Origin of the sequence: Nocardia sp. NPDC004168, assembly GCF_040610355.1 — a bacterium.
In the GTDB taxonomy this organism is placed as follows: domain Bacteria; phylum Actinomycetota; class Actinomycetes; order Mycobacteriales; family Mycobacteriaceae; genus Nocardia; species Nocardia sichangensis.
Genome location: NZ_JBEXME010000001.1, coordinates 150219 through 170057, shown reverse-complemented (window position 1 = coordinate 170057; position 19839 = coordinate 150219). Strand labels below are relative to the sequence as shown.

Genomic DNA, 19839 nt, shown 5'->3' with positions numbered 1-19839 from the left:
AGGGCCCCTCTTCCGGTGGGAGTGAAAATGGCCACTGAACCAGCTTCTCCACCGCACCGAGACGGAAATGAAGCGGCTTCGTCGCCCGAGATCCCCCCCGACCAGTCCGATGAAAACTCCACGACCGCGTCGGCCGCGCAAGAGGACGTGCACCCGCGCGAGGCGGACGCGACCACCAGAAGTGGACGCTACGCGCTCATAGCGGCCCTGTGCGCTGCGCTGATCTCCAGCATCGTGTCGGCGTCGGCGGCCGTGTACGTAACGGTCAACAAGGCAGACAGAGACCAGCAACTAGCGTTGATACAGGTGACTCGCGAGAATCGCCAGAAGTCATACTACGAATTTCTTGCGAGCACTTTCAATTTCGTGGAGCAGACGGGAAAGATGGCCGGTCTCCTTAGCGTGGACAACCTCGACGGGTTCCGCTCCGCGACAGCTGAGTTCAGCCAGCGCATGAACAAGTTCCTGTCCACTCTCTATATGGCCTCCATGACATCCAGCGAAGACATGATCCACGTGTTGGACAAATTTCCCGAAGAGATCAACGAATTGATGGACAAGCACTACATGCCCTTCGTACGGAAATACACCGCCAGGACCGAGGCCCCTTCCGACAGCGACGAACGGAAGCTCGACGGCGCCGCCCTCGATACGGCGCTCATGAATTTCATCGACAAGCTCGATTCTTTGGTGAGCGACTTCATCGAGCAGGGCCGCAGGGACCTCGGCTAGCCTGCCGGTCCGTGATCGTACGGAATGGGCATGCACTGCCTCTGAGCCGAGCATGTAGGGTCGCCGCCCCAACCCGGTAGCCGCGGCGGGCACCGGAGTCCACCCCTTGCTCGGCTCGGCAGCCTGGCAACGAGATCACGCCGCCGACACCGCACTCCCGGTCCCCCTACCATGGGCGCGTGTCCGCACTACCTCTCATCTTCACCGCAGGCTGGGCCAGCGGCGTGAACGCATACGCGGTGGTCCTGCTGCTCGGAATCCTGGGCCGGTTCGGATTCACCGATTCGGTACCGGAAGGATTGCAGCGCACCGATGTCCTGATCGCGGCGGCGGCATTGTTCCTGATCGAGGCCGTGGCCGACAAGATCCCGTATCTCGACTCGTTCTGGGACGCCGTACACACTGTGGTGCGGCCGATCGCGGGAGCCGTGGTCGCGGCGCTGCTGGCCGGACAGGACGGTTCGCTGCCACAACTCGCCGCGGGCGCGGTCGGCGGCACGGCCGCGCTGGTGAGCCACCTGGTGAAGGCCGGAACGCGCATGGCCGTCAACACCTCGCCCGAGCCCGCCAGCAACATCGTGGTCAGCACCGCCGAGGACGTGACCGTCGCGGGCGTGGTCACCCTGGCGGTGTTCCACCCCGTGGCGGCGGCAGTGATCGCGGCGGTGCTGCTGATCATCGGCCTGGCGCTGGTGTACTTCTGCGCGAGCCGGATCCGTCGCTATCTGCGCCGACGGCGCGCCCGCCGGGCAGCGCGCGCGGGCAACCGAGTCGGAATCGCTGAACAATTGCCACGCGGGTGAGTCCGTCACGGGCGTGCCGCGCCAGTCGACCACGCGGCACGCCGGGCGGGGCGCCCCGTTGCGCCCGCCGTCACTGTGCCGGCGACAAGAGCGCCCGGCTGGAGCGGAACTCGGCACCGGGACGTCGCCATTCGGACGAGTGACGCTGCGGGGCAGTGTCACTATCGCGGACGAGACCACCGTCGCGGCGAACTCATTGTTCGGGCAAACGGCGGCGGCCACCGGCCACGTCGGTTACCAGGTCAGTGTACCCGTCGACGAGTTCAGCCAGTTGGTACCAATGTTTATGGGTATTGTCGCTGCGTCCGCCCTCGACGTGGATGACTTGATTGGCATCCACCCAGCTACGCGCCATCCGGTCCACCACGGCGCCCAGGCTTTCGGTGTGCAACGAGGCGCCGTTGCGATGCTGCGGGATCTCCTGCGCGACCCAGTCGTTGATGTCGTCGACCAGTTCGAGGCGACGGCAGTCGATTTCGGCGATGAGTGCGGCGTCCACCACCTGCGCGCGGCGCTGGTGCAGCTCGGCGAGTGCGTGTGCGGACCGCAGCAGTTCCCGGTCTTGGAAACGCCGTCCCTGGAAAGCGCACAACAATTGCGGCGCGGTCGGTAAGGCGCCGACCGTCGGCGCGCTCACCGCCGCACTCCGAGTTGACCCGACCCCAACGCTCTTTGTACCAACATAATTGGCTCTCGATTCGGTTATCCCGGCCATCGGATGGGTTGTCACAACTAGGCTAGCTGGATCATGCACGTACAGATGCAAGAACGCAAGATTGCGTCTGCATTTCTGCGGTCAAGGGCTCCATACGGCGCGCGGAGGCCCAGAGCAGACCGGTCGCAACCTTTTTCGGCTCACCGATCGAGCGCTTGCGGCGCCGGTCGGCGATGACGAGCACCACCACTCGTTCCCCATTTCCGGCCGCCCGCTCGGCCGGTCGCCGGCCCGTGCGCACGAATTCGCCCACTGCTGTGCACCTTCGGTAGCCGACAGTGCGCTGTCGATCTTCCTTACGACGTGGGAAGCCCCTCGCGGGCGCCTTGCCACGCGCGCCGATACCTCAGCGTCGCACCGATCCTCAGCCGCTCGCCGACTACGCGGCCACGTTCACAGCTGGGTCACGGCGGCGAGCAACGTCAGCGCGGGCAAGGCGCCCTGCACCACCGCGCCCCTGGCGAACCGGCGGTCGTGCGCCACCAGCACCACCGCCGCGGCCAGCATCGATCCGCAGCCGGCGAGCACCAGCGCCCATCCCGCCGCGGGCACCGACCGCAGGATGGCCACGCCGACCAGTGTCGTCACCGCGAGGAACAGGTTGTAGAAACCCTGATTGAACGCCCACGGCCGCGCCGCGGGCAGTTCGGCTCCGGAAACCCGGAATACCCCCTGGTACACCTTGGGGTCGCCGAACCGCACGGACTCCATGACGAAGATGCCGACATGGAGTAGGGCGGCCGCGACGGCGAACACCTGTACGACCCAGAGCATTCGACCTCCTCACGATGCGCGCCGGGGAATCCTATGGCCCCCAGCCGCGGAACGCCGCGCAACACACCGCCGACACGCCGCCGCGCTAGTCGGTCAACCGGCCAGTCCGAAAACGCGTCGGGCATTGCCGCCCAGGTACAGCTCGCGAGTCTCGTCGTCCAGGCCGAGCGCGGCGAGGCCGTCGAGCGCGTGCTGCGGGAAGATCATCGGATAATTCGTACCGAACAACACCTTGCGGCGGCCGCTACCGGACTTCAGGTACGACACCAGTTCCGCGGGAAGGCGTTTCGTCGTGTACGCCGAGGTATCGATGACGACGTTCTCGTGCTTGCGCGCGACCGCGATCATCTCCTCGGTCCACGGATAGCCGATATGCCCGCAGACGATCGTCAGCTCCGGGAAGTCGAGCGCGACCTGATCGATGTACGGGATGGGGCGCCCGGTTTCCGACGGCCGCAACGGTCCCGTGTGCCCGACCTGCGTGCAGAACGGGATTCCCGCATCGACGCACGCGGCGAACAACGGATAGAAGAGCCGATCGGTCGGGGGCACTTCCCACAGCCACGGGAGCACCCGCAGCCCCTTGAAGCCCTGGTCCACGCGGCGGCGCAGCTCCCGTACCGCGTCCATCGGCCTGCGCAGATCCACCGACGCGATGGGGAGCAGGCGCTCCGGCGCCTCGGCCGCCCAGGCCGCGACCTCGTCGTTGGAGATGAGGACGCCTTCCGGCGCGTGCCACGCCGAGATGAGCGCTCGGTCGACGCCTGCGGCATCCATCGCGTCGAGAGTGAACGACAGCGGGATCTCGTCGGTCGGTATAACGGCCCCGGTCCACCGCCGCAGCGAGGCGAACATGTCGTGGGCGAGGAATCGCCGAGTCGGATGCTGCGCCCAGACGTCGATGGTCATGCGCGGATTCTGACATACGTCATAGCGCCCCGGACACCCCCGCTATGACGCGCGCCGTGGAAAGGCACTTTCGCGACAAACGGTGCGAGACAGCGACTTCCATAACCACGGACAGATATTGCCGAGTCGCGTCAGCCACACCGCGCCCGCCCCCGAAACTGGTGATAATACCCTCCCCACCTCATGGTCTATATCAGCCGTAATAACCAGGCAAAGGGTTCGCTGGGCATAAACTGGGTATCTACCGCAGGACCACAGACAGCCGACAAGAGCAGGGCCATGGCAGGTTCGGACCCGTTCGCCACACAGCACGATCGACCTCCAGGTATCGAGCGGGAACTGGAGGGCGCGGGTCTCGACGACCCCGAAGTGATCGGCAAAGGCGGGTTCGGCGTCGTCTACCGCTGCAGGCAGCGGGCGTTGAACCGCAGCGTCGCGGTCAAGGTACTCACCGCCCGGCCGGATCTGGAGCCGGAGAACGTCGAGCGATTCCTGCGCGAGCAGCAGGCCATGGGCGCCCTGTCCGGGCATCCGAACATCGTGCCGATCCTCCAAGTGGGCACCACCCGCAGCGGACGCCCCTACTTGGTGATGCCGTATCACTCGCACGGTTCGCTGGAGAACCGTATCCGCCGGGAAGGCTTTCTGCCGTTGCCCGAGGCGATCGGGATCACCGTCAAGCTGGCGGGCGCTCTGGAGACCGCGCACCGGGCCGGGATCTTGCACCGCGACATCAAACCGGGGAACGTCCTGCTCACCGACTACGGCGAGCCGCAACTGACCGATTTCGGGATCGCCCGCGTCGAAGGTGGTTTCGAGACCACCACGGGAGTGGTGACCGGCTCGCCCGCGTTCACCGCCCCGGAGGTGCTGCGCTCCGGCGTTCCGTCCGTCGCCTCGGACGTCTACGGGCTCGGCGCGACGCTGTTCGCCATGATCACCGGCCACGCGGCCTACGAGCGACGTTCCGGTGAGCAGATCGTCGCGCAGTTCCTGCGCATCTCCGCCGATCCGCTGCCGGACCTGCGGCTCGACGGCATCCCCGACGAGGTCGCGGCCGCCATCGAGGCAAGCATGGCGCACAATCCCGCGGATCGTCCGCCCTCGGCCGCCGCCTTCGGCGAGATGTTGCGCGAGATCCAGCGCGGTAACGACATGCCGGTCGAGCACATGACCCTGCCCACCGGCGAGCAGCCCGCGCCCGAAGACCTCAGCACGCGGCCGCTCACCGCCACAGCGCGTTTTCCCACTCCCCACCCCAAGACGCCGCCGACACCCGAGACCAAGTTCCGCCCGGCGATGTCCACCCGGCCGCTGGTCCAGCGCGAGCGCCTCATCGACGCGTTGCAGACCGAGCCGCGGCCCCGCCTCGCCGTCATCCACGCCCCGGCCGGGTTCGGCAAGAGCACGCTGGCGGCCCAGTGGGCCAAGCGTCTCGCCGACACCGAGAAAGTGGCCGTGGCCTGGTTGAACGTCGACCGCGACGACAACAACGTGGTGTGGTTGCTGACCCACCTGATCGAGGCGTTCAACCGCGTGAGCCCCGCGCTGGCGCCCGGCCTTGCCCCGGTCCTCGAAGAGGGCGACACCAGCGCAGCGCGCTACGTGCTCACCACGCTGATCAACGCCATCGACGAACGCGACGAGCGGTTCGCCCTGGTGATCGACGACTGGGACCGGATCACCGACCCCGCCGCGGTCGATGCCCTGCTCTACCTGATCGACCAGGGTCCGCGGCACCTGCAGATCATCCTGACCAGCCGATCGCTGGAGGGTCTGCCGCTCGGCACCCTGCGCGTTCGTCACCAACTCGTCGAAATCGACGCCGCCGCACTGCGTTTCGACGCCGGGGAGGCGCGGGCCTTCCTCACCGAGCAGACCGGTCTCACCCTGGCCGACACCGAGAGCGCCGAGCTGCGCGACTACACCGAGGGCTGGGCGGCGGCCTTGCAGCTGGCCTCGCTGTCGCTGCGTGAGCATCCCGATCCGGCCTCGCTGATCGCCCACCTGTCCGGGCGTCATCACGCCATCGCGGAGTACCTGGCCGAGAACGTGCTCGACACCGTCGAGCCCGAACTGCGCGAGGTCCTGCTCGCCACCTCGCTTCCCGAACGGATCTCCGGCGGCCTCGCCACGGCGCTGACCGGGGACCCGCACGGGCAGGCCCTCCTCGAGAATCTCGAACGCCGCAACCTGTTCCTGCGCCGCGTCGACGAAGGCGGCGAATGGTTCCGCTACCACCATCTGTTCGCGGAGTTCTTGCGCCAGCGCCTCGAGCGCGATCATCCCGAGCGCGTGCGCGAACTGCATTGCAAGGCAGCCTCGTGGTTCGGCGACAACAGGATGCTCAGCGAGGCCATCGACCACGCGCTGGCCGCCGACGACGGCGACATGGCCGCAGACCTCCTCGAGGCGAAATCCCGCGCTCTGGTGCAGGACGGGCAGCTCGCCACGTTCCTGGGACTGCTCGACAAGCTCCCGCCCGGCATCGCCGCCGGCCGCCCCATGCTTCAGGTCGGTGTCGCCTGGACGCACGTGCTGCTGCGGCGGCCCACCGAACTGCATGCCGCGTTACGGCTGGTGCGGGCGTCGCTGGAGAACGACCCCGCCGCAGATCCCGATGTCGCGCTCGAAGCCGACCTCATCGAGAGCGTGGAGCGCGCCTTCGGCGACCACCCGGAAGGACTGGACGCCGTGGTCGGCAAATGCCTGGCCCGGGCCGACACGTTGGGGCCGTGGGCGCTGTGCGCGGCCGCCAACCTCGCCGCGTTTTCCGCGATCACCAAGTTCGACTACGAGCGGGCACGGGAGTGGAACGACTGGGCCACCCCCTTCTATCGCAAGAACCGCAGCACGTTCACCTTGATGTACAGCCACTGCCTCGTCGGCATCGCGGCCAGGGAACAACTCGACATCGCCACGGCGGAACACAGCTTCCGCACGGCGGTCGAGATATCCACCACCTCGTCGGGCCCGCGGTCTTATGCCGCTCGCTTGGCCGGCGCCCTGCTCGGCGAGCTGCTCTATGAACGCGACCAGCTCGCCGCGGCCGAGCGCCTGCTGGACGAAGCAGGCAAGCTCGGCACCGAGGGCGGCCCGGTCGACCTGCTGATGGCCAACTACGCCACCGGCGCGCGGATCAAAGCCCTGCGCGGTGACCTGGCCGCCGCCGCGCGACGGCTGGACGAAGGCGCCGAGTTGGCGCGGGCCATGAAGCTGCCGCGCCTGGCCACCCGCGTGGCCAACGAGCAGGTCCGGCTGGGCCTGACGGCCACCTACGTCACCGAACCGCCGGCCGGAGAGGGCGGTATCGCCACGATGGCCGCGGAAATGCGTGAGGACTCCGCTATCCGCATGCTGCTGCGTTCGGGGGCCGCCAAAAGGGTGACCGCCGCGTCCACGCGCGCCCGTCAGCTGCGGGATTCGATCGACCCCGATCGACGTCCCCGCGCCGCGGCACAGGCATCGCTGCTGCTCGCCTCCTGCCTCGCGGCGGCGGGAAAGACCGAAGCGGCCAAAGACGAGCTGGCCCCGGTGGTGGTCAGGTACGCCGATGCCGGTCTCATCCGGCCGCTGCTCGACGAGGGCCCCTGGATCATGTCGTTGCTGCACAGCCTGGACTACGACCTGCGCGAAGGCCTCTGGGACGAGGAACGACCGATGATCCCGCCCGCGTTTCTGCGCAGGTTGCTGGCCCGCTGAGCGCCATCGGCCGCCTGAGTCGCCACCCGCCGCGATACCTCTGCTCGAACGCGGACGCCGGACATCGCTCGGCCGCGACAGTCACGCGCCGACGGGCGGTGGCTCGCTTCCGCCGCTCACAACACCGGTTGCGGACCGAGCGAAGTGTCGGTGTCCAGAATGTGCAACACCCACCGGCCCTTGCCGTCGGCCTTCGCCCGGTAGAGGCCGGTGTCCGCCGCGTCGAGCAGCGATTCGGCGTCCGCGCCCGCGACCGCGGTGACGACCGCGCCGATGCTGATCGACATGCGTAGTCGCCGGTCACCGGCCGTGATCGGGTCGACAAGCGCCTCGAGCAGGCTGTTCGCCACCGTGGCCACCCGGTGATCGCTGGCGGGCGGCGGGATCAGCGCGACGAACTCGTCCCCGCCGATGCGGGCGACCAGACACCCGGATCCGCGCACACTGTCCTGCAGGCGTCCGGCGACCGCGGTCAATATCTGGTCACCCGTGCCGTGGCCGTAGCGGTCGTTGATGTGCTTGAAGCGGTCGATGTCGACGAAACACAATCCCGCCCGATCCCCGTTGCGCGCCTCGTCGATCATCGCGTCGATTCGTTCGATGAGATGCCGCCGGTTCGGCAGTCCGGTGAGCGGATCGTGCCGGGCCTGCCGGTGCAGTTCCTCGCGCATCCGGTGCTGTTCGGTGACGTCCTCGCCGACCGCGAGCAGGTAATCGCTCTGCCCCTCCGCGCCCTTGACGAAGGTGATGGCGAACGACGCCCACCCGTAGCTGTCGTCGGCGCGCCGGATGCGCTGTTCCAGTTTCACCGTGCCCGCACCGGCCGGGACCAGTTTCTCGTACACCAGCGTGCGGATGCCCTCGCGGTCGTTGGGGTGCGCGAAGTCGTAGACCGACACCCCGCGCAAGCTTTCCACCGGGACTCCGATCATCTCGGCCAGACCCCGGTTGACATCCAGCAACGTACCGTCGGTGTCACCGATGGCGATCGCGATCGCCGCGTTGTCGAACACCACACGGAACCGCTCGTCATCGGATCGGTGCGCGTCCTCGTTCGCGCGCCGCTGGGCTTCGTATCCCTGACCGACCTCCGCGAGCAGCGCCGCGAGCCGCCGGCCGGCCTCCGGAGCCGTCGCCTGTTCGGCCAGCCCGTACAGGACCTGGGCCGACGTGCTGGGCACGGCCGGGTCGTCCAGTCCCGCGGAGGCCAGCGACGCGCCGACACGCCTGCCGACGCTCGCGTCGAAGGGTTCGGCTTCCAAGCCGGAAGCCAGCTCCTCGATCATCCCGAGTAGCGCGAGCTCGGGGTCCGGTACAGACGCGGACCCACCGGCGACGGCCTGCAGAGCGCGCCACCACATGTTCGCCATCCTGGCGAGTTCGATCTGTTCCACCGCAACCCCCTCACCATTCAGGCCGGAGATAGCCCCCGACGCATCGTATCCACACATGTTCGAGACCGTCGAGTACTGCCGCCTGGAAGCATTCCCAGGAATGGTGAGAGTGGAGCTATAACTGCAACCCGTTCTCCCGGAAGATCGACGCCCCCTTGTACCGCAGAGTCTTCACCTGCCAGACCCAGGTCGCCTGGACGCAGGCGACCAGATCGGCGAGGTGGGTCGCGACGGTGGACGCCAAGGCGGCGTCCACCGCTGCCAGTCGGTCGCACCGTTCGGTGGCGACCGCACACAGTTCCCGGAACTCGGCCAGGCGCGCGCGCACGATCTCCGTGGCGCCACGCACGGCGTCCTCCAGCGAGTATCCGGGGTGGTTCAGCAACACCGCGGGGATCAAGTTGAAATCCGCCAGATCGACAATGCACTCCTTCTCGAAGGAGAACACGTCGTTCATCAACGCGCCGATCTCGACGGTCAGCACCCGCAGCCGGAGGAGGTCCCCGGCCAGCCCCGTCCGCCGGATCAGCTCCCAGGGCAGATAGTCGTCCCGGCCGAACTCGCACAGCGCGATCGCCGGGTACATACCCGAGACCTGAGCCCGCAGATCGATGTACTCCGCGACGCTGAGCAACCCGCCGCGCGCCCGGGCGTTCTGGTCCTGGATCGCGGGCCGCAGGTGCGCGACGGTGGCTTCGATGAACCGATCGAGCCAGTCCGCGTTCGCGCGGGCGGACAGCATCGTGAGGAACGCCGAGGTCGAGGTCTCCAACGGGGTGGCGTCCGCCGGTGCCGACCCTGTGCACAGGAGCGCGCACAGCCGATCGATCGCCACCCGCGCCTGTCGCTGTTCGTCGTCGCCGAGGTGCCCGAACTTCTCCCGGCCGACAGTGTCGTTGAGCCAGAACAGGATCGCGTTGTACAGGCCGATGATCGTCATCCGCTCGGCGCTGACGGCGCCGGGGTGCAGATAGGGCGTCATGCTGTTGTAGTGCGGGCCCGCGGGCTCGAGCCAGATGCCGTGCTCGCGGCAGAAACGTTCCACCTCCGCACAGGCTTGCTCCCCGAACCGATTGGGCCGGAAGTCGCGGCAGTAGTCGATGATGTCCCAGTCGGGTGTGCCGAACATCGCGCGCAACGACCACTGCCGCCCGGTCCGCAGCAACATCTCGTGTTGCCCGCGCATGTCGACGATTTCCCGCTCGAGTGCCGATGTGTACTCACTGACCACAACGACTCCCTCCCACTATGGTTACTTCTAATGAATTGTCTCCGACTTATCGGTAGTGGGACCGGTCGAAGGGCGAAGATCACGCAACACTCGCGCCCTGAATGGCATTGGTGCATCGCGTATTCGACGGCGACACCGCGGCAAACGGGAGCTCGGTCCGCAGCGCGGCGCCACGGCTCGAGAGTCGACATGGCGCATGGAGGCAAGCGGCCGGTACGGGACGCGCAGGGTGCTCCGGTGCCGATGTCGCCGGACGCGACCTCCCCGTAGGGCCGCCTATCGGGTATCGGTCACCGGTACGGCGCTCACTTCGACGCCAGGATGTCGTGCATGGTCAGCAGCAGATGGTCGAAGCGCGCCCGTTGCGCCGCAGGACCGCCACCCATCGCGGGAACCTCGCCGACCAGTTGTTGCGCCAGGGTCCGCAACTTGATGTTGGTTTCCTGGGAGCGCCATTGCAGCACCCGGAAGGCCTGTTCGGCGTTGATGCCGTAGACCACCATGAGCACACCCTTGGCCTGCTCGATCACCGCCCGTGATTGCACCAGTTCGGGCAGCGTGTCGTCGAGGATCTCCTGCCGGTTCTCCTCGAGTGTGCCGGACACGTCGATGAAATAGCCCGCGGTGCCGACCACCGACTCCTGGTCGTCGAGCATGCGATCGGCGACGACGATGACGTGATGGGTGCGCCCGGCGGTGTCGATGACGCGGTGACGTCCGCAGAACGGCTCACCGGTTCGCACGGCGGAGGCGATGGACTCGGCGACGAGAGCGCGGTCGTCGGGATGCTTGTGCGCCAGCAACAGCTCCGTACTGGGTCGCGCACTCCCCTCGGTGTAGCCGTATATCGCGGCCGCCGCGTCCGACCATTCCCATCGCTGATCCTCGAACCAGAAGCGGAAGCTGCCCACGCTCTGCGGCGTGCCCGCGATGACGCTCTCGATCGCGGAGGCGCTTCTCAGCGCGAGGTCGTCCATCCTCGTCACGCGGTCATTATCCATCGGCGCCCGAGGGCCACGGCCGGGAACACGAGATGAAACCAAATTGTGGCAAACTTTCGGCATCATCACGAAAAGGCCCTCTAGCTCGACACTATGGACTTAGTTCATATGTATGAATGCATTGGCAATTAATCCGCAATGGGCGTGATGCCGGGCGGTCAGCGCTATTGCCCACGCCCCGAGCCGGAATCCACACCGGCCGCGTTGCGTCGCCCAGGCGCGGCAGCCGGGCCTCTCCCGGCCCGCACGGACGCGCGGCGTCGTCCGGCGATCACGTTCGAGCGTGGCGTTCCCACCGCCCGGAAAGCGGCTCCGCACAGTTCGGCGAGTCTCCACGTACCCCCGCAACCGAGCGGTCGGTCCGGTTCGCCCCGCGATATCGCCCAGCGGCCGTAAACGCACACGAAAACACCGACCATAAGGTGCATCACGGGAGGTAGTCTCTGTTGCTGTGCCCACACCAGGCACAGATCCGCTGCACGCAGGCCGCATTCGAGGTCGAACGTCAGAACACGTTCCAGCAAGTGCGCACACCGAAGGGGTTGGACTGATGGCAGGCAAGCGCACCGTACTGACCGTCCGGTTGCGGCGGCTGGCGGCGATGCTGCACGAGATGCGCGAGAACGCTCAGCTCAGCAAAGAAGAGGTCAGCGCGAAGACCGGGATCAACGTCACCACGCTGTACCGGATCGAGACCGCGCAGGCGCGGCCGCAGCGGCGCACCCTCATGGCGATGCTCGACCTCTACCGCATCGGCGACGAGCAGCGCGAGGACGCGCTGGAGCTGCTGTCCGACGCGCTGAAGCCCGGCATGTCACGCGCCTACGAGGGCAGCGTGTCGGAGGTCTACGCCGCCTACATCAATTTCGAGTCCGAGGCGTTGTCCGCGCGGCACTACCAAACCTCTTTCATTCCAGGCCTTTTGCAGACCTACGAGTACGCCACCGCCGTGATCGACACCTCCATGCCGAAGCTGGAGGCGTCGGTCATGGAGAGTAGGGCGAAGGCGAGGATGGATCGCGCCGTCAACCTGACCAAGGACGACCCGCTCGAACTCTGGGTCGTCCTGGACGAGGCCGCCATCCGCCGCACCGTCGGCGGGCCCGCGGTGATGCGGGGGCAGCTCGAGCGACTGCTGCAAGAGATCAAGCGCAAGAACGTAATCCTGCAGATCCTGCCGTTCGACGCGGGCGCGCACCCCGGCATGGCGGGTTCGTTCACCTTGTTGGACTTCCCCGACCCCGCCGATCCCGAGCTGGTCTATGTGGAGGGCATCGCGGGTGACGAGCTGATCGAGGGTCACTCCGAGATCCGTCGCTTCGGCGTGATCTTCGACCAGCTGCGCGCCATGGCGCTGAGCCCGCGCGACTCCGCGGCCATGATCGTGGAGGCCGCGGGGCAGATGGATCGGGAGGGCTAGCAGCCCGCCCCTGGCAGGTGAAATCCAGGCGAAATACGGCCCGGTGCACGACTATTCCGTATCGGAATGGGTACCCTCGCCCTACTGCCGAGGGGAGGACGCATGTCCGAAGTCACAGCCGATCCGACGTCCGACTCCGGGCCCGAACTCAAACGGGTAATGGGGCCGGGATTGCTCTTGTTGTTCGTCGTCGGCGACATCCTCGGCACCGGCATCTACGCGCTCACCGGCAAGGTGGCCAACGAAGTCGGCGGGGCGGTCTGGGTGCCCTTCCTGGTGGCGTTCCTGGTCGCGCTCATCACCGGTCTCAGCTATCTGGAGCTGGTCACCAAGTACCCGCACGCCGCGGGTGCGGCCCTCTACACGCACAAAGCGTTCGGCATCCACTTCCTCACGTTCATGGTCGCTTTCGCGGTGATGAGTTCCGGCATCACTTCCGCGTCCACGGCCTCGCGGGCTTTCGCGGCCAACTTCGCTGAGGCCTTCGATCCGGATCTCGGCAGCGGCACCGCGGTAACGGTGATCGCGCTGCTGTTCATGGCCGTGGTGGCGGCGATCAACCTGCGCGGGGTGAGCGAGGGTGTCAAGCTCAACGTGGTGCTCACCTGTGTGGAGCTGACCGGGCTGCTGATCGTCATCGGGATCGGCTGCTGGGCATTGGGCGTGGGCGACGGCGACTTCTCCCGCATCGTCGAATTCGACACCGGGGAGCGCAACGCGGTCGGCGGCGTCATCGTGGCCACCACGCTCGCGTTCTACGCGATGGTCGGTTTCGAGGACTCGGTGAACATGGCCGAGGAGTGCAAGGAGCCCACCCGCATCTTCCCGAAGGTGCTGCTCGCGGGACTGATCATCACCGGGCTCATCTACGTGCTGGTATCGATCAGCGCGGTCGCACTCGTGCCCGCAGACCAACTCGGCGAAGGCGACACGCCGCTACTCAAAGTGGTCCAGGTCGGCGCGCCGAGCTTCCCGACCCACATCTTCGCCTACATCACCATGTTCGCCGTCGCCAATTCGGCGCTGATCAACATGCTGATGGCCAGCCGACTGATCTACGGCATGGCCCGTCAAGGCGTGTTGCCCCGGCCGTTCGGCCGCGTGCACCAGCGGCGCCGGACGCCCGTCACCGCCATCGTCTTCACCACGCTGCTCGCGCTGGGGTTGATCCTGTTCGTCGGCGAGGTACCCGAACTCGGTGGCACCACGGCCCTGCTTCTGCTGGCGGTGTTCACGGTGGTCAACGTCGCGGTGCTGGTGTTGCGCCGAGACCCTGTGTCGCACAAGCACTTCAAGACGCCGACGCCGCTGCCGGTCGTCGGCGCGCTCAGCTGCGGCTTTCTCGTCACACCCTTCACCGACCGCAATCCGGCGCAGTACGCCATCGCCGGCGTGCTGCTGGCCATCGGGGTCGCACTGTGGGGCCTGAACTACCTGGCCATTCGGGCCATGCGGGCACAACCCTTGGACAGCGGGTCATCCGCTGAGTGACCGATCGCGTTGTCGCGCCGCGGATCACCTTTTGTCGGTATGCCCGGATTCCGCAGATGACTAGTCGCCGACCGATGGGTAAGGTGGGCGCCGATGACCAGCATGGAAGCCCGTTTCGGCGATGCCACCCGGACCGTGCCCCTCCCGAACCCGTGGAATCTGACCGCTTACCTGGCCGCGGTGGCCGCCCATCGCGGACGCTCGATCAGCCTGCATCCGGTGCCCAAGGCGATGTTGGCGGACACGGGTTGCGGCGGAGGCGGCTTGTGGGTGGCACGCAAGCACGACGACATCATCGTCTACGACGCCGCGGCGACCGGCCGCAACGCCGATCACGTCATCTTGCACGAGATCGGTCACATGCTCTTGGGTCACCACAACGACCAAGAACGCGGCGATCCGTTGCCGCCCTCGTTGGCCGTCGTCCTGCCCTCGATTTCGCCGCAATCGATCGAACACGTCCTCGGCCGTGCCGAGTTCGGCGCCGATCGCGAGCGGGAGGCGGAGGTCTTCGCCGACATGACCATGGTGTACGCGACTCTGCCACGTCGGCGCCGCCGCTCGTTCCGGCTGTTCGGGCGAGGTCGGTAGCTACCAGCGGTCGTAGCGCCCGTCGGGTAGTCGTCTGGCTCCGGCACGCAGGTCGTCGATGAGATCCTGGTAACCGTCGGCCAATTCGTCGATTCGGACCCATGCGTCGTAGAAGACCGATTCCGGCGCGTGCGCCAGCGCCACGAACGCCTGAGCGGCCAGCATGGCCAGCCGGTCGACGATGTGGCCCACGGTCTCGGCGTGTTCGGGCGCGCCCGGCGGCGGTATCGGCGTCGCCAGGGTGACCCAGCGGTCGATGCCGCGCACGAGTTGCACTCGACGCCGGTCGAGTTTGTCGCACCGGCTCGCGGGAGTGCGTTCGCGTGTCTGATGCAGCTGAGCCAGTTCTCCGGCCGCTTCCAGCATCGGATGATCCATGTGCGGCAAGCCCCGGAAGGCAGCCAGCAGGAGTTCTTTGCCCGGAATCACCCGGGCCTCGGACACCTGTTCCATTCTCCGGACCCCCATTCCGACCAGCGTGGACGCGTCTCGGTCGCGCCCGCGATGCCTTGCCTCGCCGGTGTCCCGGCACTGCCCGAACATCCACATATGCCCAGCGTGACCGAGAGTGGTCCGGGTCGCGTCGAATTCGATCACTTCCGCGCACGCGACACGCCCATTGACCGATTTATCCGGTCACACGCCACCCTCCAAAGCTTTGGCAAACATCCAGTGACCTTGCGTTTTTCGACGATAGAGCCATACCTCCTGGGATTATTGCCAGCCGAGACGACACGCCAGCCACGCTCCGGCGAGCCGGGCAAACCCCGACTGATGCTCACGCAACCGCGGCGAACGCGGCGGACCCGGCTTCCGGCAAGCCGCCGCCCAATACCCCGCGAGCGCGCAGACGAAAGCGTCGACCGCCACGGGGTCCACGTCGCGAGTCACTGAATGGGTGGCGATGATCGGATCCGGATCAACACCGGCGGCCGCGATCGACGGCGCGAGCGCGACGAGGTCGATCCACGCGGCGCCCCGGCAGGCCCAGGCCCAATCGACCGCCAGCACCGCACCATCGGGCCGCCGCAGCATGTTGTCCGGCCGAAGATCCGTGTGCAGCAAAGTGTTTCCTTCCGCGGCCGTCGGCCACGCGGCTTCCAGTTCGGCCAATTTCGTCAGGTGACGAAGCGACCAACTGTCCAAGTCCGCCGGAGGCCCTTCCGTCACGAACGTTCGCCAGCCGGTCAGCTCCGGTCCGTAGGCGTCCGCAACCGTCGGCACATCAGCCAGTGGGCTCGGAGTCAGCTCCGCCGCCAATCGCGCCACCAGCTCGAGAGTGTCTCGCAACTCCCCCGGCTCGCCGAGTCGGGGAAACGCTCCCTCGACATCGTCGAAAACCGCGACGAACCACCCCGCGATCTCCGTCGCGAACCGGCATCGCGGTGCGGGCACCGTCGCCGGGAGCCGAGCCGCGATCCGCGCTTCCTGCCGATACATCACCGCGAGACCGTCTTCCGCCTCGATCGCCTTCACGAAGGCAGCACCACCGCCGACGGTGCGCAAGCGCGCTGCCACACCGTGGCTGAACCCTCCGCGCTGATCCTCGGCAGTGTGGACGGCGTCTCCGAGTACGCGCGCTACTTCCGCCCGTACCGGCTCCGGCGCCTCGGCCCATCCGATCCGCAGAGCGGTGCCCTGGTAATCCACCATCACTCGATCGTCCGAGCCGCACCGGGAACTCACCACCGAATTACGCGCCCGCATGCGCTCGGATCGGCACTGCACCGCCGCACTTCTTCATGAGGCAAGGCCGAACGCAAGGGCGACCTCGTCGCACATGGGCAAGCGCTTCGACTCTGGACAATTCAGCTTTCGCGCCGCAGGGCGTCTCCGCACTCGAGGCGCTGGCGTCTGATGGGATTGGTGCGAAATTCGAAGCGCGCGTTCCGGATGGTTCTCCCGGGCACTACCGGAGCGCTTCTATTCCCCGCGGCGCGATCGACACGCGGCGTGGCCGGTTGCCGCCCACGGCCGGAACGCGCCACGCCTGCGGATCGGCATCGCTTCAGGATGTGATCTCTTGCGCGTCGAGATAATCCAGACCTCCGATGTAAATGGTGTGGCCGGGGTCAGCGGTGGCGGCGGTGGCATCGGCGACCGCGGTGGCGAACTCCGTGACCGTGGGCAAGTCGCCGTGCTCGCGGCGCGCGGCGACGGCGTCGGGATTTCGGCGTTCCAGCAGTTGGACGATGATCGTGCCGTCGACCATGTCGCCGGAGACCACGTGCAGGGCGATGCCCATGGCATCGAGTTCCGGGATCATGGCGCGCAGCGCGTCCTCGCCCGCGCGCTTGCTGGCGGCGATGGGTTCGTAGTCGGCGGGGACGGGCTTGCGGCCGTGGAAGTGCGCCTGATGGCTGGTCACGAAAACGATCCGCGCACCGGAAGGCATGTGCGGCAAGGCAAGCCGCACAAGCCGTTCCTGCGCGTCACGATTGAGGGCCATGGCATAGTCGGGCCGGGCATCGCGCTCCAGCCCACCCGACGCGTTCAGCACCAGCACATCGAGACGGCCGAACTCCTCGGCGACCCCGGCGACCAGCGCCCGGGCCGAATCCGCGTCGGCGATGTCGGCGCCCGCCGTCGAGGCACTGCCGCCCGCCTGCCGAATCGACCCCGCCAGCGCGTCGGCCCGCTTCGCCTTCTCCCGGTAATTGATCACCACATGGTCGCCTCGCGCCGCGAGCACCCGGGCGGTCTCCGCGCCGATCCCGCGGGAGGCGCCCGTGATCAGAACGATTCGCCGACCGGTCCTCTCGTCCACCGTCACCCTTTCGGTCCGCCCGGCACCCGGGCCAGTGCTTCTGATTCAGAACCACTATGCTGGTTCTAAATGAGAAGCGCAAACGAACCCAAACCGCCGCGTGGGCGGGACGACCCGGCGAACGCGCCGTTACTGGCCACGATGGACTTACTCGGCCAACGCTGGATCCTGCGCATCCTGTGGGAATTGGAACCCGACCGCCTCGGCTTCCTCGAACTGCGCCGACGGATGGGCAACTGCTCCTCGAGCATGCTTTCGGTCCGCCTGCAACACCTGCAATCCGCGGGCCTCATCGCGAAGAACCCCGACAAGTCCTATGAACTGACCACCGCGGGAGCCGAACTCGGCACGGCACTCGGATCGGTCTGGGACTGGTCGCGCCGCTGGCGCGTGACCCCCATCGAGGCCGGGGCCGACTGACTCGCGCCAGGCTCGACGGTTCGCGGTTCTGCGAGTGGCGACCTCGTATGCGTGAGACGCGAATCACAGCATGGTCAGGATGAAGGAACCGTTCACCGGCGCGTTTTCCCCCACCCTTGGCCCCTCTGTTAGAGCACGTCCGAGTGACAGGCGACGGCCGTGTGCTCTACCTCGACCAGTCGCGAAACTCTCGCGACACCGCCAAAGGCGGAGACCCGGCCGCCGATGCTGGATCTGTTCATCGCGATCCTGCCGCAAGTGCTGAAGCTCGTCGATGCTTTCACGTGGCCGGCGCACATACGCGGCCGGATGTCGAGCGCCTCGGTCTGCCCGTCCAGTTGCCATGTCCTGCGGTTGTGCACCACCTGATTTGCGGCGGGCAACACCGACAGCCCCGCGAAGTCGCGGACACTGCGCCCTGGCGGGCTGCGGCAACTTCGGCTTTCCCGCAGCTCGGCAGCGTGCGCATCGCGTTCCAGCAGCGGAACACATGGACTGCGATTGGTTGCTCCACCCGCGAAGTTGACCTTCGAGTTGGTTGAGGCTCCATGATGGCCGGGTGGTGAGTACGGAGTCGACAGGGTTGATCACGATCGGCGTGCTCGCGCGAGCCAGCGGGCTCACGGCGAGCGCGCTGCGGTTCTACGACGACTGCGGCCTGCTCGTTCCGGCCAGAGTCGATCCGCTGACCGGATACCGCTACTACACCGAGGCGCAGCGGGAGCGGGCGGTGCTCATCCGGCAGCTGCGCTCGATCGATCTGCCGCTGGACACCATCGCGGAGATCCTCGCCGGTGACACCGACCGGGCACGATACCTGCTCGATCGTCACGTCGCGGAACTGGCGCGGCGAGCGGACGAGGCCGCGCGCGTCGCCGCCGTGGTCGAACAGTCGCTCGGCACGCAGGTGGCGATCGATGCGGCGACGCTGGCCGAGGCGCTCGACCAGGTCCGCACCGCCGTCGCCCGTACCCGCGAGATACCCGTGCTGGCGGGCGTTCTGCTGGAAGCGGGTGCCAACGCGGTAACCCTGACCGCGACAGATCGCTACCGGCTGTGCACCCGCACCGTGGTGGCGACCCGGCAGCACGGCGGCGAGTGGTCCGTGGTGCTCGATTCGAACGGGCTCGAGTCGATCACCGACCGGTTGCGCGGCATGGACGAGGTCGTTGCCGCACCGTCCGGCGGCGGGCTGCTTCTGACGGGAGGCGGCGCGGAACACCGACCTGCCGTCATCGACGCTCCCTTCCCCGACCACCGCGCCGTACTGGCGGGATTGGGACCGGTGCGCACCAGAGTGGTCGTCGCGCGGCATTTGATGCTGCGGGTTCTCGAGAAATCGGATGAAGCACTGCAATTCGCGATTGATCCGACCGAAATCTCGGTATCGGTGCCGGGGGATGTGCAGAGCCTGCCCGCGAAGGTGACCGGCTCCGCCGTCACACTGTCGTTCGACCCCGCGACACTGCTGCCCGCCGTCCACACCGCGCTCGGCCCCGACCTCATGCTCGACATCATCGCCGCCGATCAGCCGGTGGTGCTGCGCTCCGCCACCGACGGAGACCTCACCACCCTGGCCATGCCGGTCCGGTCTCTCCACCACAACGTCTCCGTATAAGTCGTCCGCGCCGACGGCCATCGCCCGCGCAAACCACTGCGCGGCACGTACCACCGCGTCCCTCCCGCTCTGTTGGCACCGCGATCCGATCACCCATCTCGGAATCGCAGGTGCCCGCCCACAGCCACTACTTCCGATCGATCACCCATCTCGGAATCGCAAGTTCCCGCCCACCGCCACTACTTCCGATCGATCACCCATCTCGGAATCGCAAGTTCCCGCCCACAGCCACTACTTCCGATCGATCACCCATCTCGGAATCGCAAGTTCC

General features: G+C 67.2%; 19 protein-coding genes. 9 read left to right on the top strand and 10 right to left on the bottom strand.

Going from position 1 to position 19839, the window contains the following annotated elements; genetic code table 11:
* The first annotated feature begins 27 nt into the window (after nucleotides 1–27).
* A complete protein-coding gene (locus ABZW96_RS00850; RefSeq protein ID WP_355070031.1) occupies nucleotides 28–732 on the top strand; it encodes a hypothetical protein in 705 nt (234 codons plus the stop codon).
* 179 nt (nucleotides 733–911) lie between these two features.
* Nucleotides 912–1535, top strand: a complete 624-nt coding sequence (locus ABZW96_RS00845; RefSeq protein ID WP_355070029.1) for a DUF4126 domain-containing protein — start codon at nucleotides 912–914, stop codon at nucleotides 1533–1535.
* A 193-nt stretch (nucleotides 1536–1728) separates the two neighbouring features.
* Here the strand turns inward: ABZW96_RS00845 and ABZW96_RS00840 are convergent, their stop codons facing one another.
* The 4 genes from ABZW96_RS00840 to ABZW96_RS00825 form a co-directional block, all read right to left on the bottom strand.
* Complete coding sequence (locus ABZW96_RS00840) at nucleotides 1729–2172, bottom strand: DUF4254 domain-containing protein (protein ID WP_355070027.1); 444 nt, start codon at nucleotides 2170–2172, stop codon at nucleotides 1729–1731.
* Between the two features lie 109 nt (nucleotides 2173–2281).
* A complete protein-coding gene (locus ABZW96_RS00835) occupies nucleotides 2282–2503 on the bottom strand; it encodes a hypothetical protein (protein ID WP_355070025.1) in 222 nt (73 codons plus the stop codon).
* Nucleotides 2504–2643: 140 nt separating this feature from the next.
* Nucleotides 2644–3024, bottom strand: a complete 381-nt coding sequence (locus ABZW96_RS00830; RefSeq protein ID WP_355070023.1) for a DUF1304 domain-containing protein — start codon at nucleotides 3022–3024, stop codon at nucleotides 2644–2646.
* Nucleotides 3025–3117: 93 nt separating this feature from the next.
* A complete protein-coding gene (locus ABZW96_RS00825) occupies nucleotides 3118–3933 on the bottom strand; it encodes an amidohydrolase family protein (protein WP_355070021.1) in 816 nt (271 codons plus the stop codon).
* 279 nt (nucleotides 3934–4212) lie between these two features.
* Between ABZW96_RS00825 and ABZW96_RS00820 the strand changes: the two genes are divergently transcribed.
* Entirely contained in the window at nucleotides 4213–7635 is a 3423-nt protein-coding gene (locus ABZW96_RS00820) for a protein kinase (RefSeq protein WP_355070019.1), read from the top strand.
* Nucleotides 7636–7751: 116 nt separating this feature from the next.
* Here ABZW96_RS00820 and ABZW96_RS00815 read toward each other — a convergent pair whose 3' ends face one another.
* The 3 genes from ABZW96_RS00815 to ABZW96_RS00805 form a co-directional block, all read right to left on the bottom strand.
* Nucleotides 7752–9029, bottom strand: coding sequence for a diguanylate cyclase (locus ABZW96_RS00815; RefSeq protein WP_355070017.1), 1278 nt, complete (start codon nucleotides 9027–9029; stop codon nucleotides 7752–7754).
* Between the two features lie 115 nt (nucleotides 9030–9144).
* Complete coding sequence (locus ABZW96_RS00810) at nucleotides 9145–10260, bottom strand: terpene synthase family protein (protein WP_355070015.1); 1116 nt, start codon at nucleotides 10258–10260, stop codon at nucleotides 9145–9147.
* 305 nt (nucleotides 10261–10565) lie between these two features.
* The gene (locus ABZW96_RS00805; RefSeq protein ID WP_355070994.1) at nucleotides 10566–11237 is read right to left on the bottom strand and encodes a PAS and ANTAR domain-containing protein; all 672 of its coding nucleotides are present in this window, start codon (nucleotides 11235–11237) and stop codon (nucleotides 10566–10568) included.
* 574 nt (nucleotides 11238–11811) lie between these two features.
* Between ABZW96_RS00805 and ABZW96_RS00800 the strand changes: the two genes are divergently transcribed.
* The 3 genes from ABZW96_RS00800 (at nucleotide 11812) to ABZW96_RS00790 (ending at nucleotide 14763) form a co-directional block, all read left to right on the top strand.
* Complete coding sequence (locus ABZW96_RS00800; protein ID WP_355070013.1) at nucleotides 11812–12681, top strand: helix-turn-helix transcriptional regulator; 870 nt, start codon at nucleotides 11812–11814, stop codon at nucleotides 12679–12681.
* A gap of 102 nt (nucleotides 12682–12783) precedes the next feature.
* A complete protein-coding gene (locus tag ABZW96_RS00795; protein ID WP_355070011.1) occupies nucleotides 12784–14172 on the top strand; it encodes an APC family permease in 1389 nt (462 codons plus the stop codon).
* A gap of 93 nt (nucleotides 14173–14265) precedes the next feature.
* On the top strand, nucleotides 14266–14763 hold the full coding sequence (locus tag ABZW96_RS00790) for a hypothetical protein (protein WP_355070009.1): 498 nt from the start codon (nucleotides 14266–14268) through the stop codon (nucleotides 14761–14763).
* Here ABZW96_RS00790 and ABZW96_RS00785 read toward each other — a convergent pair whose 3' ends face one another.
* The 3 genes from ABZW96_RS00785 to ABZW96_RS00775 form a co-directional block, all read right to left on the bottom strand.
* Nucleotides 14764–15207 (bottom strand): DUF4254 domain-containing protein, encoded by a 444-nt coding sequence (locus ABZW96_RS00785; protein ID WP_355070007.1) that lies wholly within the window; start codon nucleotides 15205–15207, stop codon nucleotides 14764–14766. It lies immediately after the preceding gene.
* A gap of 270 nt (nucleotides 15208–15477) precedes the next feature.
* The gene (locus ABZW96_RS00780) at nucleotides 15478–16416 is read right to left on the bottom strand and encodes a phosphotransferase (RefSeq protein WP_355070005.1); all 939 of its coding nucleotides are present in this window, start codon (nucleotides 16414–16416) and stop codon (nucleotides 15478–15480) included.
* Between the two features lie 355 nt (nucleotides 16417–16771).
* Entirely contained in the window at nucleotides 16772–17536 is a 765-nt protein-coding gene (locus tag ABZW96_RS00775) for an SDR family oxidoreductase (protein ID WP_355070003.1), read from the bottom strand.
* A 63-nt stretch (nucleotides 17537–17599) separates the two neighbouring features.
* Here ABZW96_RS00775 and ABZW96_RS00770 point away from each other — a divergent pair, with 63 nt between their 5' ends.
* The 3 genes from ABZW96_RS00770 to ABZW96_RS00760 all read left to right on the top strand — a co-directional run bounded on the left by ABZW96_RS00770 (nucleotide 17600) and on the right by ABZW96_RS00760 (nucleotide 19568).
* The gene (locus ABZW96_RS00770) at nucleotides 17600–17950 is read left to right on the top strand and encodes a helix-turn-helix domain-containing protein (protein ID WP_355070001.1); all 351 of its coding nucleotides are present in this window, start codon (nucleotides 17600–17602) and stop codon (nucleotides 17948–17950) included.
* A 225-nt stretch (nucleotides 17951–18175) separates the two neighbouring features.
* Entirely contained in the window at nucleotides 18176–18319 is a 144-nt protein-coding gene (locus tag ABZW96_RS00765) for a hypothetical protein (protein WP_355069999.1), read from the top strand.
* A gap of 190 nt (nucleotides 18320–18509) precedes the next feature.
* A complete protein-coding gene (locus ABZW96_RS00760; RefSeq protein ID WP_355069997.1) occupies nucleotides 18510–19568 on the top strand; it encodes a MerR family transcriptional regulator in 1059 nt (352 codons plus the stop codon).
* Nucleotides 19569–19839: the final 271 nt, after the last annotated feature.

Coding starts and splice junctions, on each gene's coding strand:
- ABZW96_RS00850 (WP_355070031.1), top strand. CDS start 28: ATGGCCACTGAACCAGCTTCTCCACCGCACCGAGACGGAAATGAAGCG.
- ABZW96_RS00830 (WP_355070023.1), bottom strand. CDS start 3,024: ATGCTCTGGGTCGTACAGGTGTTCGCCGTCGCGGCCGCCCTACTCCAT.
- ABZW96_RS00825 (WP_355070021.1), bottom strand. CDS start 3,933: ATGACCATCGACGTCTGGGCGCAGCATCCGACTCGGCGATTCCTCGCC.
- ABZW96_RS00820 (WP_355070019.1), top strand. CDS start 4,213: ATGGCAGGTTCGGACCCGTTCGCCACACAGCACGATCGACCTCCAGGT.
- ABZW96_RS00805 (WP_355070994.1), bottom strand. CDS start 11,237: ATGGACGACCTCGCGCTGAGAAGCGCCTCCGCGATCGAGAGCGTCATC.
- ABZW96_RS00800 (WP_355070013.1), top strand. CDS start 11,812: ATGGCAGGCAAGCGCACCGTACTGACCGTCCGGTTGCGGCGGCTGGCG.
- ABZW96_RS00795 (WP_355070011.1), top strand. CDS start 12,784: ATGTCCGAAGTCACAGCCGATCCGACGTCCGACTCCGGGCCCGAACTC.
- ABZW96_RS00790 (WP_355070009.1), top strand. CDS start 14,266: ATGACCAGCATGGAAGCCCGTTTCGGCGATGCCACCCGGACCGTGCCC.
- ABZW96_RS00780 (WP_355070005.1), bottom strand. CDS start 16,416: ATGGTGGATTACCAGGGCACCGCTCTGCGGATCGGATGGGCCGAGGCG.
- ABZW96_RS00770 (WP_355070001.1), top strand. CDS start 17,600: ATGAGAAGCGCAAACGAACCCAAACCGCCGCGTGGGCGGGACGACCCG.
- ABZW96_RS00765 (WP_355069999.1), top strand. CDS start 18,176: ATGCTGGATCTGTTCATCGCGATCCTGCCGCAAGTGCTGAAGCTCGTC.